General features: G+C 68.7%; 12 protein-coding genes and 2 pseudogenes. 10 read left to right on the plus strand and 4 right to left on the minus strand.

The annotated features are described in order from the left end of the window. Nucleotides 1-30: 30 nt before the first annotated feature. Together groL and BTZ20_RS04705 are read left to right on the plus strand one after the other, a co-directional pair. Entirely contained in the window at nt 31-1656 is a 1626-nt protein-coding gene (gene groL, locus BTZ20_RS04700) for a chaperonin GroEL (protein WP_077040567.1), read from the plus strand. A 539-nt stretch (nt 1657-2195) separates the two neighbouring features. Further along, the gene (locus BTZ20_RS04705) at nt 2196-3215 is read left to right on the plus strand and encodes an alpha/beta hydrolase (RefSeq protein WP_077040568.1); all 1020 of its coding nucleotides are present in this window, start codon (nt 2196-2198) and stop codon (nt 3213-3215) included. Between the two features lie 102 nt (nt 3216-3317). Here BTZ20_RS04705 and BTZ20_RS04710 read toward each other — a convergent pair whose 3' ends face one another. Further along, nucleotides 3318-3755 carry a phage holin family protein gene (locus BTZ20_RS04710; protein WP_077040569.1) on the minus strand — a complete coding sequence of 146 codons (438 nt, stop codon included), beginning with the start codon at nt 3753-3755 and terminating at the stop codon, nt 3318-3320. 182 nt (nt 3756-3937) lie between these two features. Here BTZ20_RS04710 and BTZ20_RS28865 point away from each other — a divergent pair, with 182 nt between their 5' ends. From BTZ20_RS28865 to BTZ20_RS04720, 3 genes and pseudogenes are all read left to right on the plus strand, one after another. Further along, entirely contained in the window at nt 3938-4180 is a 243-nt protein-coding gene (locus tag BTZ20_RS28865) for a hypothetical protein (protein ID WP_262982622.1), read from the plus strand. Beyond that, nucleotides 4105-4826, plus strand: a pseudogene (gene ppk2 / locus BTZ20_RS04715) (polyphosphate kinase 2). Before BTZ20_RS28865 ends, ppk2 begins: the two are co-directional and overlap by 76 nt. Before the next feature lie 112 nt (nt 4827-4938). Then, on the plus strand, nt 4939-6285 hold the full coding sequence (locus BTZ20_RS04720; RefSeq protein ID WP_077040570.1) for an anaerobic C4-dicarboxylate transporter: 1347 nt from the start codon (nt 4939-4941) through the stop codon (nt 6283-6285). A 111-nt stretch (nt 6286-6396) separates the two neighbouring features. On the opposite strand, the gene BTZ20_RS04725 is transcribed toward BTZ20_RS04720, so the two are convergent. After that, nucleotides 6397-7431 carry an N-formylglutamate amidohydrolase gene (locus tag BTZ20_RS04725; protein WP_223263633.1) on the minus strand — a complete coding sequence of 345 codons (1035 nt, stop codon included), beginning with the start codon at nt 7429-7431 and terminating at the stop codon, nt 6397-6399. Between the two features lie 45 nt (nt 7432-7476). On the opposite strand from BTZ20_RS04725, the gene BTZ20_RS04730 reads away from it, so the two are divergent. Then, a complete protein-coding gene (locus BTZ20_RS04730) occupies nt 7477-8310 on the plus strand; it encodes an alpha/beta fold hydrolase (RefSeq protein ID WP_077040571.1) in 834 nt (277 codons plus the stop codon). A 131-nt stretch (nt 8311-8441) separates the two neighbouring features. Further along, the gene (locus tag BTZ20_RS04735) at nt 8442-10847 is read left to right on the plus strand and encodes a serine/threonine-protein kinase (protein ID WP_083742525.1); all 2406 of its coding nucleotides are present in this window, start codon (nt 8442-8444) and stop codon (nt 10845-10847) included. On the opposite strand, the pseudogene BTZ20_RS04740 reads toward BTZ20_RS04735, so the two are convergent. Then, nucleotides 10816-12844: pseudogene (locus BTZ20_RS04740) on the minus strand (prolyl oligopeptidase family serine peptidase). The gene BTZ20_RS04735 and the pseudogene BTZ20_RS04740 overlap by 32 nt on opposite strands. Nucleotides 12845-12981: 137 nt before the next feature. Here BTZ20_RS04740 and BTZ20_RS04745 point away from each other — a divergent pair. From BTZ20_RS04745 to BTZ20_RS04755, 3 genes are read left to right on the plus strand one after another with little or no spacing between them, the layout of a single operon-like run. Further along, nucleotides 12982-13728: a PaaX family transcriptional regulator C-terminal domain-containing protein gene (locus tag BTZ20_RS04745; protein ID WP_223263634.1), complete on the plus strand. Its 747-nt coding sequence runs from the start codon at nt 12982-12984 to the stop codon at nt 13726-13728. Beyond that, the gene (locus BTZ20_RS04750) at nt 13725-15356 is read left to right on the plus strand and encodes an acyl-CoA dehydrogenase family protein (protein ID WP_077040572.1); all 1632 of its coding nucleotides are present in this window, start codon (nt 13725-13727) and stop codon (nt 15354-15356) included. Before BTZ20_RS04745 ends, BTZ20_RS04750 begins: the two co-directional genes overlap by 4 nt. A gap of 31 nt (nt 15357-15387) precedes the next feature. After that, a complete protein-coding gene (locus BTZ20_RS04755; RefSeq protein WP_077040573.1) occupies nt 15388-16896 on the plus strand; it encodes a class I adenylate-forming enzyme family protein in 1509 nt (502 codons plus the stop codon). 59 nt (nt 16897-16955) lie between these two features. On the opposite strand, the gene BTZ20_RS04760 is transcribed toward BTZ20_RS04755, so the two are convergent. Next, nucleotides 16956-17984 carry an alpha/beta hydrolase gene (locus tag BTZ20_RS04760; RefSeq protein WP_077040574.1) on the minus strand — a complete coding sequence of 343 codons (1029 nt, stop codon included), beginning with the start codon at nt 17982-17984 and terminating at the stop codon, nt 16956-16958. Between the last annotated feature and the right edge of the window lie 121 nt (nt 17985-18105).

Consider the following 18105-nt stretch of genomic DNA (forward strand, 5'->3'; position numbering starts at 1 on the left):
TGTCACCCCAATCCGGAGGATCACTTCGCAATGGCCAAGATCATCGCGTTCGACGAAGAGGCACGTCGCGGCCTCGAGCGTGGCCTGAACAGCCTCGCCGACGCAGTCAAGGTGACGCTGGGACCCAAGGGTCGCAACGTCGTCCTGGAGAAGAAGTGGGGCGCCCCCACGATCACCAACGATGGTGTTTCCATCGCCAAGGAGATCGAGCTCGAGGACCCCTACGAGAAGATCGGCGCCGAGCTGGTCAAGGAGGTCGCCAAGAAGACCGACGACGTCGCCGGCGACGGAACCACCACCGCCACCGTGCTCGCCCAGGCTCTCGTTCGTGAGGGCCTCCGTAACGTCGCGGCCGGCGCCAACCCGCTCGGCCTCAAGCGCGGCATCGAGAAGGCCGTCGAGGCCGTCACCGCCCGCCTGCTCGACACCGCCAAGGAGGTCGAGACCAAGGAGCAGATCGCTGCCACCGCCGGTATCTCGGCCGGCGACCCGTCCATCGGTGAGCTCATCGCCGAGGCCATGGACAAGGTCGGCAAGGAAGGCGTCATCACGGTCGAGGAGTCCAACACCTTCGGCCTGCAGCTCGAGCTCACCGAGGGCATGCGCTTCGACAAGGGCTTCATCTCGCTGTACTTCGCGACCGACGCCGAGCGTCAGGAAGCGGTCCTCGAGGACGCCTACATCCTGCTCGTGAGCTCCAAGATCTCCACGGTCAAGGACCTGCTGCCGCTGCTGGAGAAGGTCATCCAGTCCGGCAAGCCGCTGGTCATCATCGCCGAGGACGTCGAGGGCGAGGCCCTGTCCACCCTGGTGGTCAACAAGATCCGTGGCACCTTCAAGTCGGTCGCCGTCAAGGCCCCCGGCTTCGGTGACCGTCGCAAGGCGCAGCTCGCCGACATCGCCATCCTCACCGGTGGCGAGGTCATCAGCGAAGAGGTCGGCCTCTCCCTGGAGACCGCCGGACTCGAGCTGCTCGGCCGCGCCCGCAAGGTCGTCGTCAGCAAGGACGAGACCACCATCGTCGAGGGTGCAGGCGACGCCGACGCCATCGCCGGTCGCGTCAACCAGATCCGCGCCGAGATCGAGTCCTCGGATTCGGACTACGACCGTGAGAAGCTGCAGGAGCGCCTGGCCAAGCTGGCCGGTGGCGTCGCCGTCATCAAGGCCGGCGCTGCGACCGAGGTCGAGCTCAAGGAGCGCAAGCACCGCATCGAAGATGCCGTGCGCAACGCCAAGGCCGCAGTCGAGGAGGGCATCGTCGCCGGTGGTGGCGTGGCCCTGCTGCAGTCCGCCCCCGCGCTGGACGACCTGAAGCTCGAAGGTGACGAGGCTACCGGCGCGAACATCGTTCGTGTCGCCCTCGAGGCCCCGCTCAAGCAGATCGCGTTCAACGCCGGCCTCGAGCCCGGCGTCGTCGCGGAGAAGGTTCGCAACCTGCCCGCAGGCCACGGCCTGAACGCCGCGACCAACGAGTACGGCGACCTGCTCGAAGCCGGCATCAACGACCCGGTCAAGGTCACCCGCTCGGCGCTGCAGAACGCAGCCTCGATCGCGGCTCTGTTCCTCACCACCGAGGCCGTTGTCGCCGACAAGCCGGAGAAGGCCGGAGCGCCCGTTGGCGATCCGACCGGCGGCATGGGCGGCATGGACTTCTAGTCCACAGCCACACCAGTTCCACCCGGCGAGGCCCGGGTCACCCGATCAGGGTGGCCCGGGCCTCGCTCGTGGGCGGGGCCGCCTGAAGACACACGGTGTTCACCGGAGCGACCAACGTAGGTCACCGTTACGGACGCTCGGTCCACTATGTTCGTTACCTGTGGCGAGGGGTCACACGCAGTTTCTGCGGTAGGTCAATTCTTGGAGGATCACATGGGTTCCATCAGCACCATCATCTCGCTCTTCGAGCTCTACCAGCTGCTGAGCCAGTTCAGCTGATCCCCTAGATGGCGGCCGGACTCCCGTGTGGAGCCCGGCCGCCGTCTGCTGTGGGATCAGTTTTGCGATTCCGGAGACAGTCGTACGCCTTCCGGGTGAGACTGTCGGCGCGGGATCGCTGACCACGCAGGCGCTGTGCCTGCGTAAGATCACCCGCAGCAAGCCGAGGGTCCATGCGTACCTGCGCGTGGGCCCCCGTTCTGTAGAGAAGTACCGAACACCCACCGATCTCGGCCCATAGACAGTCAGGTGCAGCACACATGAGCAACCTTCGTCGATCCGGCGCCCGCAAGGCGCGGCTGGCAGCAGCCGCTGCGGCCCTGATGATCCTTCCCCTGATCGGCGCGGGCGGACTCGCCACCGCCGCACCCGCGGGCGAGCAGTCCGGCTCGAAGGTCGAGCGGGTCGAGGGCAGTGGGCGTCAGGTGACCGCGTACGTGTACTCGGCGTCGATGGACAAGACCATCCCGGTCAAGGTTCAGCGCCCGATGGACAGCAGCGTGCCGCGACCGACCCTGTACCTGCTCAACGGCGCAGGCGGCGGCGAGGATTCGGCCACCTGGCAGCGCCGCACGGATGTCGCGACGTTCTTCGCGGACAAGAACGTGAACGTGGTGACCCCGGTCGGTGGCGCCTTCAGCTACTACACCGACTGGCAGAAGGACGACCCGAAGCTCGGCAGGAACAAGTGGACGACCTTCCTGACCAAGGAACTGCCGTCGCTGATCGACTCCGAGTTCAAGACCAACGGCGTGAACTCGATGGCGGCCATCTCCATGACCGGCACCTCGGTGCTCAACCTGGCGATCGCGGCCCCTGGCCTCTACAAGAGCGTCGCGTCCTACAGCGGGTGTGCCGAGACCAGCACCGAGATGGGCCGGGCTTACATCAAGATGGTCGTCGAGTCGCGGGGCGGCGCCAAGGTCGAGAACATGTGGGGCGCGAAGAACGACGCGGCATGGGTGGCGAACGACCCGGTCGTCAACGCCGAGAAGCTGCGCGGGACCCAGCTGTACATCTCCTCCGGCAACGGCCTGCCAGGGGCGCACGACAACCTGGAGGAGACCGGTGGCATCTCCGGTCTTGCGAACCAGGCGCTGCTCGGCGGCGTGATCGAGGGCGCGACCCTGGTCTGCACCAACAACCTGTCCAAGCGGCTCGGTGAGCTCGGCATCCCGGCCGTCGTCGACTTCCGGCCGAACGGCACCCACTCGTGGGGCTACTGGCAGGACGACCTGCACAAGTCGTGGCCGATGCTGGCCGCGTCGATCGGTCTGTAGCAGACCCGACAGCTCAGGCGACAGTGACGGCGCCGATCCCGCGGAGTACGCGGGGTCGGCGCCGTCTTGTCGTCGGGGCGGGGTCTGCCCCCGGCGAGGTGATCAGTCGACCTGGTTACCGGAGGCCCTGTGCAGGCCCGAACTCATGGTCGACTCGAGCTTGTCGTCGAATTCGTCGTAGACCACCGAGCCGATCCAGATGATCAGCGTCGCCCACACCCAGGTCCAGAATCCCCGGATCTGGAAGTCGTTCGTCAGGAGCACCACGATGAGCAGGACGAGGTACGTCGCGACCAGGTTGACGACCCAGGTGTAGGCGCGCAGTCCCGGCACGGTGCTCAGCAGGCGGGCGATGATCGGCTTGACGAACAGCGTGGCCAACGTGAGCAGGATCGTGGCGACGATGAACCACAGGGGATAGGAAATGTGGAACGGGCCGAGGACCAGATCGGCGATCCACAGCACGACACCGTTCGCGATCAGCGCTGTCAGGATGCGGGGAATCCAGAGCTTGGTGGGGGTCGGACTCGAGGTGGTCATGTCGCCAGGATGAGCGTCGGCGACGGGTGCGATCGGGCTTTCGTTGCCGACTCAATTGATTGATGCATCGACGTTATCCGTCCGTTATTGGATCAGGTGGAATCGCGGAGCGCGCCGAGGCGCGGTGAAAGCGTTCATCTGGGCGACACCGCGTCGACGAGCAGGGGGGCTACCGTCCGCGGATGACCGAATTCGACCACCCAGTGGATCTCGCCGACACCTCCGCGTTCACGGTCCGGGACGACGATGACGACGACCCGATCCTGGTCAGCGCGGCGGACGGGCGGGCCGTCGACACCTGGCGCGAGGGTACCCGTACGAGGATCGGATGGAGCGCGCCGAGTACGAGATGGCCAAGAGGCTGCTGCAGATCGAGCTGCTCAAACTGCAGAACTGGTCCAAGGCGACCGGCCGCAGGCACGTGATCGTGTTCGAGGGTCGGGACGCGGCGGGCAAGGGCGGCACGATCAAGCGGTTCACGGAGCACCTGAACCCCGCGGCGCGAGGGTGGTGGCCCTCGAGAAGCCCTCCGCCCGCGAGCAGGGCCAGTGGTACTTCCAGCGGTACGTCGAGCACCTGCCCGCGGCCGGGGAGCTCGTCCTCTTCGACCGCTCCTGGTACAACCGCGCGGGCGTCGAGCGGGTGATGGGCTTCTGCAACGACGACCAGCACGCGCGCTTCCTGCGGCAGGCCCCGCTCTTCGAGCAGATGCTCGTCGACGAGGGGATCAGCCTCACCAAGCTGTGGTTCTCGGTGTCAAGGAACGAGCAGCGCACCCGGTTTGCGATCAGGCAGGTGGACCCGGTCCGGCAGTGGAAGCTCTCCCCGATGGACCTTGCGTCGCTGGACAAGTGGGAGTCGTACACGGCCGCCAAGGAGCAGATGATCAGGTTCACCGACACCGACATCGCGCCGTGGACCGTCGTGAAGAGCAACGACAAGAAGCGCGCCCGGATCAACGCCATGCGGCACGTGCTCAGCCGCTTCGACTACGAGAACCGGGACGACGAGGTGGTCGGAACCCCGGACCCGCGCATCGTCTGCCGGGCGCGAGACTCCTTGGGGGACTGACCGGCCCGAGCTCGGCGGGAGGTCCCACCGATTCCTTCGGGCACGCCGTAGCATCACCGGAACCAGTGTTTGACACAACAAACGTTTCCGTGGATGGACGAGGTGGACCTGCGTGGATGCGCTGAAGATCGCCCTGGAACTGATCGTCGTGCTCGGCTGCATCGTGATGGGCACCCGCTCCAGCGGTGTGGCACTCGGCCTGTGGGGCGGCGCGGGTGTGGCGGTGCTGGTCTTCGTGTTCCGGGAGGACGTGGGCAGCCCGCCGGTCGACGCGCTGCTGATCATCCTGTCGGTAGTGCTGGCGTCGTCGATGATGCAGGCGGCGGGCGGCATCGACTGGATGGTGACGATCGCCGCGAACCTGATCTCCAAGCGCCCCAAGCAGATCACGCTGATCGCACCGCTGGTCTCGTTCCTGTTCGCGGTGGGCGCGGGCACGTCGAACATCCTGTACCCGCTGCTGCCCGTCATCTACGACGCGTCGTACCGCAACGGCGTCCGGCCGTCGCGGCCGCTCTCGCTCTCCGTCGTGGCGACGGGTGTGGCCCTGGCCTGTAGCCCGGTCTCGGCGGCGATGGCGGCGATGGTCACCCTCACCGATGTGGCGCCGTACAACTTCGAGCTGATCGACATCATCAAGATCACGCTGCCCGCCGCGATCGTCGGCATCGTGCTGTCCTCGATCGTCGTGAACCGACTGGGCAAGGACATCGACGAGGATCAGGAGATCCAGGCCCGGATCGCGTCCGGTGAGCTCCTCGCGCCCTCGGCCGCATCCGCGAGCGGCCCGGGTGCGGTCGAGCTGAAGTCGACCACGCAGGGTCGCAATGCCGCCATCATCTTCCTGCTCGGTGTCGCGGCGATCGTGGTCTTCGGTCTGTTCAAGGGGATTCGCCCGGAGTCGGCGGACGGCTCGCCGATGGGCATGACCCCGATCATCGAGATGATGATGTTCGTGGTCGGCACGCTGATCCTGCTCGTGTGCCGCCCGGACGTGTCGGAGGTGCCTGGCTCGTCGGTGTTCAAGGCAGGCATGGTCTCGGCCATCGCGCTGTTCGGTCTGGCCTGGCTCACCGACACCTTCATCAGCGCCCACCAGGAGCTGATCACCAACACCGTCGGCGACTGGGTCGACGCCTGGCCCTGGATCTTCGCCCTCGGCGTCTTCCTGGTCTGTGTGCTCACCACCAGCCAGTCGACGGCGACAAGGACCATCGTGCCGATCGGCCTGGCGGCGGGACTCGCCCCCGGTCTGCTCACCGGCATGTGGGCGGGTGCCTTCGCGGGCATCTACCTGTTGCCCACCAACGGATCACAGATCGCGGCCGCCAACTTCGACGAGTCGGGCAGCACCAAGCTCGGCACCAAGCTGGTCGACCACTCGTTCTTCGTCCCGACGATCGTGTTGGCAGTCACCACCATCGCGGCAGGCATGGTGTTCGGGGTCGTCCTTGGCTGACCTCGGCCGGCTATCGGCGGGATCGGTAGCCGTCCCAGCTGGCCTTGCAGGCGTGGGCGAGCATGTCCACACGGTCGGCGTCCGGCGCCGGCCAGTCAACGCCGGGTCGCATCAGCTCAGCGGTGAGGTCGGGGCCGAGCAGGAACTCGCGCCTGAATTCCGCCTGGACCGCGCCGAGCGCCACCCCGCGGCGTCGGCCCGGGGCCCGAGTTCGCGGAATAGCGCACCCGCGGTGATGATCTCGTGGCTGCCCAGGTACGGCTGGTTCAACATGACGGCAGCCGGGTCGGCCACCTCGAAGCCCACCCGGTGCGCCTGCGCCAGCGCGCGGACGGCTTCCGGGGCCATGCTCACCGGGTTGTCGCCGCGGGGCTCCCCGCTCTGCGCCTTGCGCGGCTCGCCGCGGTCATCGCCGCGGTTCGACAACGCCACGACGTCGGGCAGCAGGTCGGCCTCGGCGCGCTCGACGTTCACCGCGCCGTCCCTTGTGGTGGTGTGGTTCATCGTGTCGTGGAAGGAGAGCGTGGTGAACTCGACCGGCCCGGTGGACTTCTCGGCGCGCTCGAAGGCGAGCGCCACCATCCGCTCGATGAGGTCGTCACGGGTCCGCTCGTAGACGTCGAGCCCGCGGGAGGCGACCTCGGCGAAGGTGTCGGCGAGCCGGTGCAGGCCCGCGTCGTCGGCCGGCTCGCGCAGCAAGGGGTAGAAGGAGAACGTCACCGGGCGGATGGCATCGACCCCACTCAGGTCGGCCTTGTTCCCCGGACCTGCGGCGCGAACCCGGGCGAACGCCTCACGCAGGGTGGCGTACAGGTCCTCGGGGCGTGCGCGGTTCGGGTCCCGCACCATCCGGGGATGGGGGTTCTCCACGTAGACGATGCGGGGGTCGATCTCCGCCCAGCGGCGTACCACCGGGCTGGTGGAGCAGTCGGTGAAGTCGAACTGCAACCGGCGGGTGAACTCGGGCGCGAGGAACTCGCCGAGCTCCTCGGGGATGGCCGACCCCGAATGTGGGCAACTGACAAGCAGATCGGCGTCGGCGAGCGCCTGGTCGAGGCTTCGACGGCCGCGGTCCGCGTAGAAGATCAGGTCGTCCGGGGCGAACACGGTGCCTGCGGGCAGGAACAGCGGATCAGCGGTTGCCATGTCCGAACCCTATCGGCAGGCGCCGCGGCGAGAGAGTATGGGACCGTGGACACCATTCCGATTCAGATGCCCGACGGCACCACCATCGCGGTACGGCTGTTCGCAGGCCGGGAGGCGGCGCCGGTGGTGGTGATCTTCCCGGGGCTCGGCGTGCCGGGCGGGTTCTACGATCCCGTCGCCGAGGCGCTGGTCGCACAGGGATTCAACGCGGCGGTCGGTGAGCTCCGCGGGCAGGGTGACAGCAGGCCCCGGCCGGGCGCGGACAGCAGCTACGGGTATCAGGAACTGGCGTCCGTCGACTATCCGGCCACCTTCGAGGTCGTGCGTGAGCGGTTCCCGGACAGCACCCCGTACCTGCTCGGCCACAGCATGGGCGGGCAGCTGGGGGTGATGTACGCGGCCAGGGCCAGGGGAAAGCTCGGCGGGCTGATCCTGGTGGCGTCGGGTTCGCCGTATCACCGCGGCCATGGGGTGGTGCGCGGCGCGGCGCTGCTTGCCGGATCGGCGGCGATGTCGGTGACGGCGAACGTCGCCGGGTTCTGGCCGGGGGACCGGGTGGACGTCGGCGGGTTCGGCAGGCAGTCGAAGGTGCTGATCGGGGACTGGTCCAGGTTCGCGCGCACCGGCGCCATCGAGCCAACGGGAGCCGACATCGACTACGAGGAGCGGATCGGCCGGCTGACCCTGCCGGTGCTGTCGATCTCCATGGAGGACGACGACCTGGCACCGCGGCAGGCGATCAAGAACCTGGTCGCGAAGATGCCGAAAGCGGATCTGACCACCTGGCATCAGCCGGAGCCGCTGGGCCACAACGGCTGGATCCGCAGCCCGGACAGCACCGTCGGCCGCATCGTGGAGTGGCTGCACGACCGCGCCTGACCCGCCGAGTGTGCAGTTGGCGTCCGTCCCACTCGGGCGATGTACCCGTAGCTGCACACTCGGCGGGGATACCCTGGATGTGATCACCACGACCCGTCCGCACCGTGCGGTCGGCTCGGAACCGATCCGCCATGGATGAACCCGTTCGCCCGAGTGACGCGACGATCGCAAGCGGGCCGCTGACCGAGGTGGCCCCCGGTACCGCCGTGCACGTGAGTTCGGCCGTCTCCGACTCGACCGGCACCCGCCCGGAATCGGGTCTCGTCGTCGACACCGGCGTGCGGCGCCTGGTCGCCGACTGGGAGGCGACAAGGTCCCCGTCCGATCTGTCGGACTACCTGCCGGACGCGGCCGCGATCCGGCGTGCGGCACTGATCGACCTGATCATGGTCGATCTCGAGTACCGGTGGTTGCGCGGTGGCCAGCCGAAACGAATCGCCGACTACTGCCGGGAGTTCCCCGAGCTGCTCGCGGAGCCGCTGCCGCCCGAGCTCGTGTACGAGGAGTACCGGGTGCGCCGCGCGAGCGGGGCGAACGTCGAGCCGGAGGAGTACCTGCGCGGCTTCCCTCAACAGGCCGACCGGTTCGAATGGCTGCGCGAGCACGATCTGCCGGGACATCGCGGCGCGCCCGTCCCGATCGACCTGCCCGAGAACACCGAGTTCGCGGTCGGGCAGCAGCTGGACGACTTCGAACTGATCGCGGAGCTCGGGCGTGGTGCGTTCGCCCGGGTGTTCCTGGCCAGGCAACTGTCGATGCTGCGCCCCGCGGCGCTGAAGATCTCCCGCAACGTCGGCAGCGAGCCACAGACCCTCGCCCAGCTCGACCACCCGTACATCGTCCGCGTCTTCGACCAGAGGCTGTTCGAGGACAGGCAGGTGCGGGTGCTGGTCATGGAGTACGTGTCCGGCGGCACGCTGTTGGATGTGGTCAAGCTGGTCCGCGCGACCCCGCCGGAGCGCCGGAGCGGTCAGCTCCTGCTCGATTCGATCGACAAGGTCCTCGCGAGCAAGGGGGAGATCGGGCCGAGCGAGTCGAGCGTGCGGGCCGAGATCGCGACGCTGTCGTGGCCGGAGACCGTGGCGTGGATCGGGCTGCGACTGGCCGACGCGCTCGAGTACGCGTGCGCCCACGGCGTGCTGCACCGCGACATCAAGCCGGCCAACGTGCTGCTGAGCGTCGAGGGTGTCCCGAAGCTCGCCGACTTCAACGTCAGCTCCAGCGACAGCGTCGACCCGGCGGGTCGGTCCGGCTTCGTCGGCGGGTCGGTCGCGTATATGGCGCCCGAGCAGTTGGCCGCCGTGTCCCCGGAACCGGCAGAATGCGCGGCGCCGATCGACACCCGCAGCGACATCTACGCGCTCGGCGTGATGCTGTGGGAGCTGCTGACCGGGGTCCGCCCGTTCGCGGACGCCCCCGCGGGCGGGTCGCAGGCGTCGCCGGGCGAGGTGCTCGCGATCCGGCGCCGCGGAGTCGATCCCGATGCCAGGACGCGGCTCCCGGATGACTGCCCGGCCGCGTTGCGCCGCGTCCTGATGACGTCACTCGCCTTCGATCCCGCCGACCGCTGGTCGAGCGGCCGCAAGCTGGCACGCCAGTTCGCGCTGTGCCTGGATCCGCACGCCCGCGACCTCGTCGATCCGCGTCCCGGGAGTTGGCGGTCGACGCTCTCGCGGTGGTCGCTCCCGATCCTGCTGGCGGCGATCGGCATCCCGAACCTGCTGGCCGCGGGCTACAACTATTACTACAACAAGGCGCTGATCATCTCCGAGCTCTCACCCGAGGCCCAGGCCCATCTCGAACAGGTCCACCTGCTGGTTGGCGGGCTGGCGTTTCCCCTCGGGGCCTTCCTCATCCTCTACTGGTGCCGGCTCGCGCTGATCGTCCCGCGCGGCCTGCGGAGGGGGCAGCGGTACGACGCCGAGGTCCTGGCCAGGGCGCGCACCGCGACCCTGAACCTAGGGCACCGCGCCGTCGTGGTGGCCTTCGTGCTCTGGGTGGTGGCCGGGGTCGCCTACCCGATCGCACTGCAGGCCGCGGCGGGCGGCATTCCGCCGCAGGCCTATTCGCATCTGATCGCGTCGCTCGCGGTCTGCGGGGCTGTCGCCGTCGCCTACCCGTTTTTCATCCTCACCTTCTACGCGGTGCGCTGTGTGTACCCGATCCTGTTGTCGCACGGTGAGATCGGCAGCGCCGACGGCCGCGACCTGCGGGCGCTCGGCCGGAGCACCACCCGCTACGTCGCGGTGGCGGCGTCGGTCCCGCTGCTGGGCGTCGCCGGGCTCAGCTTCGTCGGTGCCGAGCCCGGCAACACGGTCAACGCGACCGTCCGCGCGCTGTGCATCGGCGGCATCATCGCGTTCATCGGTGTGTACCAACTGTTCCGGTGGCTCGAGGGCGACCTGCGCGCCCTGACCCGGGTGGTGTCGTTGGGCGGTGCCCGCGGCTATGCCGCCGAGATCGAGGCGCCGGTGTCCGTTCAGACGCCCCGGCACGTGCGCCCCGTCAGCGCCCCAGTTGCGCCCAGAGGAACGTGAACGTCAGCGCCGTCTTGAACGCCAGCTGGGCGTTGTCGGAGGCGCCGCCGTGTCCGCCCTCGATGTTCTCGTAGTACCAGGTGCGGTGCCCTGCTCCTCGAGCCGCGCGGCCATCTTCCTGGCGTGGCCGGGATGCACCCGGTCGTCACGCGTCGACGTCGCGATCAGGACCGGCGGATACGACGCCTCCGCGTCGGTGTTCTGGTACGGCGAGTACCGGGAGATGTACTCCCACTCGTCGGGGTCGTCGGGGTCGCCGTACTCCGCCATCCAGGACGCGCCCGCCAGCAGCAGGTGATAGCGGCGCATGTCCAGCAGCGGAACCTGGCAGACGATGGCGCCGAACAGTTCCGGGTACCGGGTCAGCATCACACCCATCAACAGTCCGCCGTTGCTGCCGCCCTGGGCGCCCAGCTGGGCGGGGTGGTGATCCCGCGCTCGACGAGGTCGCGCGCGACGGCGGCGAAGTCCTCGAACACCTTGTGCCGCCCGGCCTTCAGTGCCTGCGTGTGCCACTCGGGCCCGTACTCGCCGCCGCCGCGGATGTTGGCGACCACATAGGTGCCGCCCCGCTCCAGCCAGGCCAGGCCGGTCGCCCCGCTGTACGACGGGGTCATCGAGTTCTCGAAACCGCCGTAGCCGTACAGCAGCGTCGGTCCGGGTGCGGCGTCCTTCCCGCGCACCACGAAGTAGGGGATCCGGGTGCCGTCCTCGGACACCGCGAAGTGCTGAGTGACTGCGAGCGAATCCGCGTCGAAGAACGAGGGCGACTGCTTGAGCACCTCGATCTGCTCGCCGACCGTGCCGTGCAGCAGCGTCGCGGGCGTGAGGTACCCGCTCGAGTTGAGGAAGAACTCGTCGCCCTCGACCGGATCCACGTCCAGGACGTCGGTGGTGGTGAGCTCGGAGACCCCTTCGAGCGGCACGTCCGTCCAGCCGCCGGGTCCCGGTGTCCGCACCCGCAGCCGGGTCTGCACGTCGGACAGCGTCACCAGCAGGAGGTGGTTGCGGGTCCACACGTACTGCTCGAGCGAGGTGTGCGCGTCGGGCGCGAAAAGCACCGTCAGGTCCCGAGATCCGGCGAGATAGTCCTCGTACCGGGCGGCCAGCAGGGTGCCGGCCTGGTACTCGTGCCCGGCGACGGACCAGGCGGACCTGGTGCGGATCAGCAGCCATTCCCGATGCACGGAGACGCTTGCGTCCTCGGGCGTCTCGATCCGCACCAGGGATCCGTCGTCCATCAGCTGGAAGCGCCGGGAGTTGTAGAAGTCGATGGACTGGTCGACGAAGCTGCGCTCGAATCCGGGGGTGCGGTCGTACCAGGCGGACACCGCGACATCGGTCTGCTCGCCCTCGAACACGGTGACGGCCTCGGCGATGTCGGTGCCGCGGGTCCAGCGCTTGGCGATCCGCGGGTAGCCGGAATCGGTGAGCGAGCCCGGCCCGAGGTCGGTGCCGACGTACACCCTGTCCACGTCGATCCAGCCGATGTCGGTCTTGGCCTCCGGCAGGAAGAAGCCGCCGTCGGACGGTTCGACGAAGCAGCGTCGCTCCAGATCGAACTCGCGGGTCACCGTGGCGTCGGCCCCGCCCCTGGACAGGCTGACCAGCGCGCGCTCCTGGCCGGGGCGCAGCACCTGCGCGCCGGACCACACCCAGTTCTCGCCGTCGCGTTCGGCGAGCTCGTCGACGTCGACCAGCACGTCCCAGTTCGGGGCGTCGGTGCGGTACTCGTCCATGGTCGTCCGTCGCCAGAGGCCGCGGACGTGCTCGGAGTCGCGCCAGAAGTTGTAGAGGTACTCGCCGCGGAGCCGGACGTACGGAATGCGGGCATCGGTGTCGAACACCGCCCGGATCCGCGTCTGCAGGTCCTCGAACCCGGCGTTCTCGGTGAACTCACCGGTGGTGCGGCCGTTGCGTTCGCGCACCCAGTCCAGCGCGGGCTCGGCCGTGACGTCTTCGAGCCAGAGGTAGGGGTCGTGCAGGTCGGAAGCCATTGTTCATTGATACCCTGACGTGCGGGTCCGCGCGCAGGAGGGGACCACGCGTCGGAAGGGGGTTCCCATTCGCGCCGCAGAGTGCTACAAATTCAAGACGGCTGTTTTGATTCTGCAACACGCAGCGAGGAGGTCCCGTGCCGGTTCGCACACTCGCCGAGCTCACGCCGCCGATGACCGCACGGTCCGTGGCGCTGAGCCTGCTGCTCGGTATGCGCCCGGCCCGGATGTCGGCGCGCGAGATCACCCGCACCGGGGAGATGTTCGGTGTCGCGCCGTCGACCATGCGCGCCGCGCTGTCGCGGATGGTGGCGGCCGGCGATCTGGTCACGACGGACTCGATGTACCTGCTCGGGGCCAGGCACCTGGAGCGGCAGGCCCTGCAGGAGGCGCTGGTCAACCCGCGGCGGGTCCCGTTCGACGGCCGCTGGGACCAGGTGGTCGTCGTGGTGTCCGGCCGCGAGGCCGCGGCGCGCGGCGTGTTGCGCACCACCCTCGCCGAGCACCGGTACGCCGAGCTGCGGGAAGGGGTGTGGATGCGCCCGGCCAACCTGACCGGACACGACCTGCCGCGGCTCGATGAGGTGCACCGGTTCGCCGCGGTCCCCGAGGATCCCGCCGCCCTGGTCGGGCAGCTGTGGGATCTCGACGCCTGGTCTGCCGAGGCCCGGATCATCCTCGCCGCCCTGTCGGTGCCGGAGCAGTCCCAGGAGCGGTTCATGGCCGCCGCTGCGGCCGTGCGGCACCTGCGTACCGACCCGGCGCTGCCCGACGAACTGCTCCCCGAGAACTGGCCCGCCGACGAATTGCGATGGGCCTACGACGATTACCGCGCCCAGTTCGCCGAACTGACCATGCGCGAGGAAGTGAAGGGCAAGCCGTGAAGACGCACGAGGTGACCAACCAGGTTCCGCCGCTGGTGGACTACGACACCGCCGGGCACCCGCTGTTCGACGAGATCCTGACTGCCGCCGGCGCCGCCGACGCGCTCGCCGAGGTACACGAGGTCGGCACCCTCGCCGGCAGCGCGTACGCCAAGGAACTCGGGGAGCGCGCCGAGGCGCACCCGCCGATCCTGCGCACGCACGACCGTTACGGAAACCGGGTCGATCGGGTCGACTACGACCCCGCCTACCACGACCTGATGAAGCATGCGATCGAGTTCGGTCTGCATGGTGCACCGTGGCGCGACGAGCGCGACAACGCACACTTGATCAGGGCCGCGAAGTTCACCGCCTGGCAGGTGACCGACGCCGGACACGGCTGCCCCATCTCGATGACCTACGCCGCCGTTCCGGCGCTGCGGGCGGACGAGAAGCTGTCATCCGAGTTCGAACCGCTGCTCGCCAACGACCAGTACGACCCGTCCGTCGCCCCGACCGCGCTCAAGCGTGGCCTGATCGCCGGCATGTCGATGACCGAGAAGCAGGGCGGCTCGGACGTGCGGGCCAACACCACCACCGCCACCCCGCACCAGGACGGCAGTTACCGGATCGTCGGGCACAAGTGGTTCACCTCGGCGCCGATGTCGGACATCCTGCTCACCCTCGCGCAGGCGCCCGGCGGACTGACCTGCTTCGTGCTGCCGCGGGTGCTGCCGGACGGCAGCATGAACGCCATTGCGCTGCAACGGCTCAAGGACAAGCTGGGTAACAGGTCCAACGCCAGCAGCGAGGTCGAGTACGACAACGCGATCGGGTGGCGGCTCGGCGAGGAGGGGCGTGGGGTCAGGACCATCATCGAGATGGTCAACATGACCCGCCTGGACTGCACGCTCGGTGCCGCGGCACTGATGCGCGAGGCGGTGGGGCAGGCCGCCCACCATGCCGCGCATCGCAGCGCGTTCGGCGGCCTGCTGATCGACAAGCCGTTGATGCGCAACGTGATCGCCGACCTCGCCGTCGAGGCGGAGGCGTCCACCACGGTCGCGCTGTGGCTGGCCTCGCAGACCGATGCCGCACTCCGGGGCGACGAGCGTGCCGGACTGCTGCGCCGCCTCGGCCTCGCCGTGTCGAAGTACTACGTCTGCAAGCGCGGTCCGGGCCACGCCGCGGAGGCATTGGAATGCCTGGGCGGCAACGGTTTCATCGAGGAGTCCGGGATGCCGCGGCTCTACCGTGAGGCCCCGCTCGGATCGATCTGGGAGGGCAGCGGCAACGTCGCCGCCCTGGACACCCTCCGCGCCCTTGCCAAGCAGCCCGAGGTCCTCGGGGTGTTCTTCGACGAGCTCGACGCCGCTGCCGGTGCGGACGCCCGGTACGACGCCTACGTCGCCGCGCTGAAGGCGCAGTTCACCGACCTCGAGGACCTCGAGTACCGCTCCCGCGTCGTGGTCGGCCGGCTGGCGCTGGCGCTGCAGGGCTCGCTGCTGGTGCGGGCGGGCAATCAGGCGGTCGCCGATGCCTTCCTCGCCACCCGCCTCGCCGGAGACTGGGGCACGGTCTACGGAACCCTGCCCACCGGCCTCGACCTCGCGCCGATCATCGCGCGCGTCGTCCCCGCCCCCGCGTAGTCCACACCGCTGCACGACCTTTCGGAGCATCATGCAACGCACACTCGGACAGCTGCTGTCCCGCCGCGCCTACCTCACCCCCGACAAGGAGGCGTGGATCGGCCCCGGCTACCGGTACACCTTCGCCGAGGTGGACCGCCGCGTCGACCTCCTCGCCATGCACCTGCGGTCCGCGGGCGTCGGGGCGGGCGACCGCATCGCGCTGCTCGCAAAGAACGGCGAGTTCCATGCCACCACGGTGTTTGCCGCGGCCCGGCTCGGCGCGATCGCGGTGGTGCTGAACTGGCGTCTGCCCGCGCCGGAGCTGCAGTACGTCCTCGCGGACTCCACGCCGGTCGCGTTCGTCTACGAGAGCGAGTTCGCTCCGGTGGTGGCGGAACTGGAGGGGGTACCTGCTGTCCGTGTGTGTTCCACGCCGAATCCGGTTGACGACTCCGCCGCCGACTACCGCGAGGTCACGAACCGGCCGTGGCAGCCGCTCGAATCCGGCACCACGCTTGCGTCCGCCGATCCGGTGGTGCTCATGTACACCTCGGGTACCACCGGGAAGCCCAAGGGCGCCATGATCTCCCACGACAACCTGCTCTGGTCCGCGCAGGGCTGCGCCGCGACCTTGGAATGGCACGGTGGGCATCGGTTCCTGCTGGTGGCGCCCATGTTCCACATCGGTGGGTTCAACCCGGTGGTCACCAACACCCTGCAGGGCACCCCGTGCGTGTTCCTGCCCGACTTCGACCCCGCGGTCGTGTGGGACACCATCGCCCGCGAGCGGATCACCACCATGATGGTGGTGCCGGTGATGCTGCAGGCGATGCTCGCGGTGGCCGCCGCGACCGAGGTCGACGCGTCGAGCCTGGTCAACGTCACCTGCGGTGGGTCCCCGGTCTCGGTGGACCTGATCGAGGCGGCCGGCGGGGCAGGGATCGCCGTGCAGGCGGTCTACGGGATCACCGAGTTCTCCGGTGCCCTGACCTACTGGACCCGCGAGATGGGCACGGACGCCGCGACCACGCAGGGCCGGGCGATGATGTTCGGCGAGATCAAGATCGTCGATGCCGACACCGGTCGGGACGTGCCGACCGGGACCGCGGGCGAGGTGTGGTGCCGCGGACCGATGGTGTTCACCGGCTATTGGAACAACCCGGATGCCACCGCGTCCGCGCTGATCGACGGCTGGTACCGCAGCGGCGACATCGGGCTCGTCGACGAGCGTGGCTTCCTGCACCTCAAGGACCGTCTCAAGGACATGATCATCAGCGGAGGGGAGAACATCTACCCCGTTGAACTCGAGATGGTGCTGGCCCGGCACGCGGCCGTACGGGAGGTCGCGGTCGTCGGTCGCACGGACGCCAGGTGGGGTGAGGTCCCTGTCGCGCACGTCGTCGTCGAGCCAGGGTGCGCGATCACCGCGGAGGAGGTGATCGCGTTCGGGCGCGAGCACCTCGCGTCCTACAAGACGGTCAAGGACGTGGTGTTCGTGGACGCGCTGCCGAAGAACTCTGTCGGCAAGATCCTCAAGCGGCAGCTGCGCGCCGCATAGCGCGTGAAAAGGGCCCCGCACCAGACGGTGCGGGGCCCTTCTCGGTCAGGCTCGGGGCGTCACAGGCCGATGGACTGGGCGAGCATCGGCCACGACTCGTGCAGGTCGTCCTGCCAGTAACCCCAGGAGTGGGTGCCCGCGGGGCGGAAGTCGAAGGTCGCCGGGATGCCCAGCTGGCCCAGCCTGCCCTGGAGGTTGTGCGTGCACTGGTTGACCGCGGCCTCGATCATGCCGCCGACGATCACCTGGTTGGCCAGCGTGTCGACCCTGCCGTTGACGGCGGGGTTGGCCAGGTTGTCGTGGTCGCCGGGCAGGCCGGTCGACGAGGAGACGAACAGCTGGATCCCGCGCAGCTTCTCGGCGTTGACGACCGGGTCGTTCTCGGCCCAGCCCGGGCCGTCGTACGGGCCCCACATGTTGGTGGCCTCGGCGCCGCCGCGGGACTCGACGACCGTGCGGACGTAGAACTTGCCCGCGTCCGTGCTGGTCTCCGCGCAGCCGCTGTAGGCGCCGACGCTCTTGTACAGCTGCGGGGCCGCGATCGCGAGGTTGAGCACCGAGGTGCCCGCCATCGAGATGCCGGCGATCGAGTTGACGCCGGTGGTGTCGAACGCGTCGTCGATGATCGGCGGCAGTTCCTTGGTCAGGAAGGTGGTCCACTTGTTGCGACCCAGCTTCGGGTCGTCCTGCTGCCAGTCGGTGTAGTAGCTGAAGGCGCCGCCGATCGGGGTGACCACGTTGACGTTCTTGTCGGCGAAGAAGCTCATCACGTCGGTCTGCTTCTGCCAGGTGGCGCGGTCCTCGCCGCCGCCCGCGCCGTTGAGCAGGTACAGGGTCGGGCGGGGCGCGCTGGTGTCGGCGGGGGTGATCACCTCGACCGGGATCACCTGGTCCATCGCCGCGGAGTACACGTACGCGGTCACCTTGCGGTCGGAGTTCTTCTCGATCCGCTCCAGCTTCGATCCGGACTCCGACTGTGCGGTGGCAGGCGCGGCGGGCGCGAGGGCGGGGCTCACCAGCATCGGCAACACGGTGAGCGCGATCGCCGCCGCGACGAGGCGGCCGCGGCGGGATGTCTGAGGACGCATGCGAGAAACCTTCACTGTTGATTCGTCGGTTCGCCGAACCCGGGCGTTACGCGATTCGGGCAAATCGGACGTCGTTCACCTGGCCACGTCGGACGGGGCCATCTTCATTTTTACCCGAGGG

Source organism: Rhodococcus sp. MTM3W5.2 (assembly GCF_001984015.1).
Lineage (GTDB): Bacteria > Actinomycetota > Actinomycetes > Mycobacteriales > Mycobacteriaceae > Rhodococcus_G > Rhodococcus_G oryzae.

What these genes read in the sequence shown, in the direction of transcription:
- BTZ20_RS04725 (WP_223263633.1), bottom strand. Translation starts at nt 7,431, where the DNA reads ATGGCAACCGCTGATCCGCTGTTCCTGCCCGCAGGCACCGTGTTCGCC.
- BTZ20_RS04760 (WP_077040574.1), bottom strand. Translation starts at nt 17,984, where the DNA reads ATGCGTCCTCAGACATCCCGCCGCGGCCGCCTCGTCGCGGCGGCGATC.
- BTZ20_RS28865 (WP_262982622.1), top strand. Translation starts at nt 3,938, where the DNA reads ATGACCGAATTCGACCACCCAGTGGATCTCGCCGACACCTCCGCGTTC.
- groL (WP_077040567.1), top strand. Translation starts at nt 31, where the DNA reads ATGGCCAAGATCATCGCGTTCGACGAAGAGGCACGTCGCGGCCTCGAG.
- BTZ20_RS04710 (WP_077040569.1), bottom strand. Translation starts at nt 3,755, where the DNA reads ATGACCACCTCGAGTCCGACCCCCACCAAGCTCTGGATTCCCCGCATC.
- BTZ20_RS04735 (WP_083742525.1), top strand. Translation starts at nt 8,442, where the DNA reads ATGGATGAACCCGTTCGCCCGAGTGACGCGACGATCGCAAGCGGGCCG.
- BTZ20_RS04705 (WP_077040568.1), top strand. Translation starts at nt 2,196, where the DNA reads ATGAGCAACCTTCGTCGATCCGGCGCCCGCAAGGCGCGGCTGGCAGCA.
- BTZ20_RS04755 (WP_077040573.1), top strand. Translation starts at nt 15,388, where the DNA reads ATGCAACGCACACTCGGACAGCTGCTGTCCCGCCGCGCCTACCTCACC.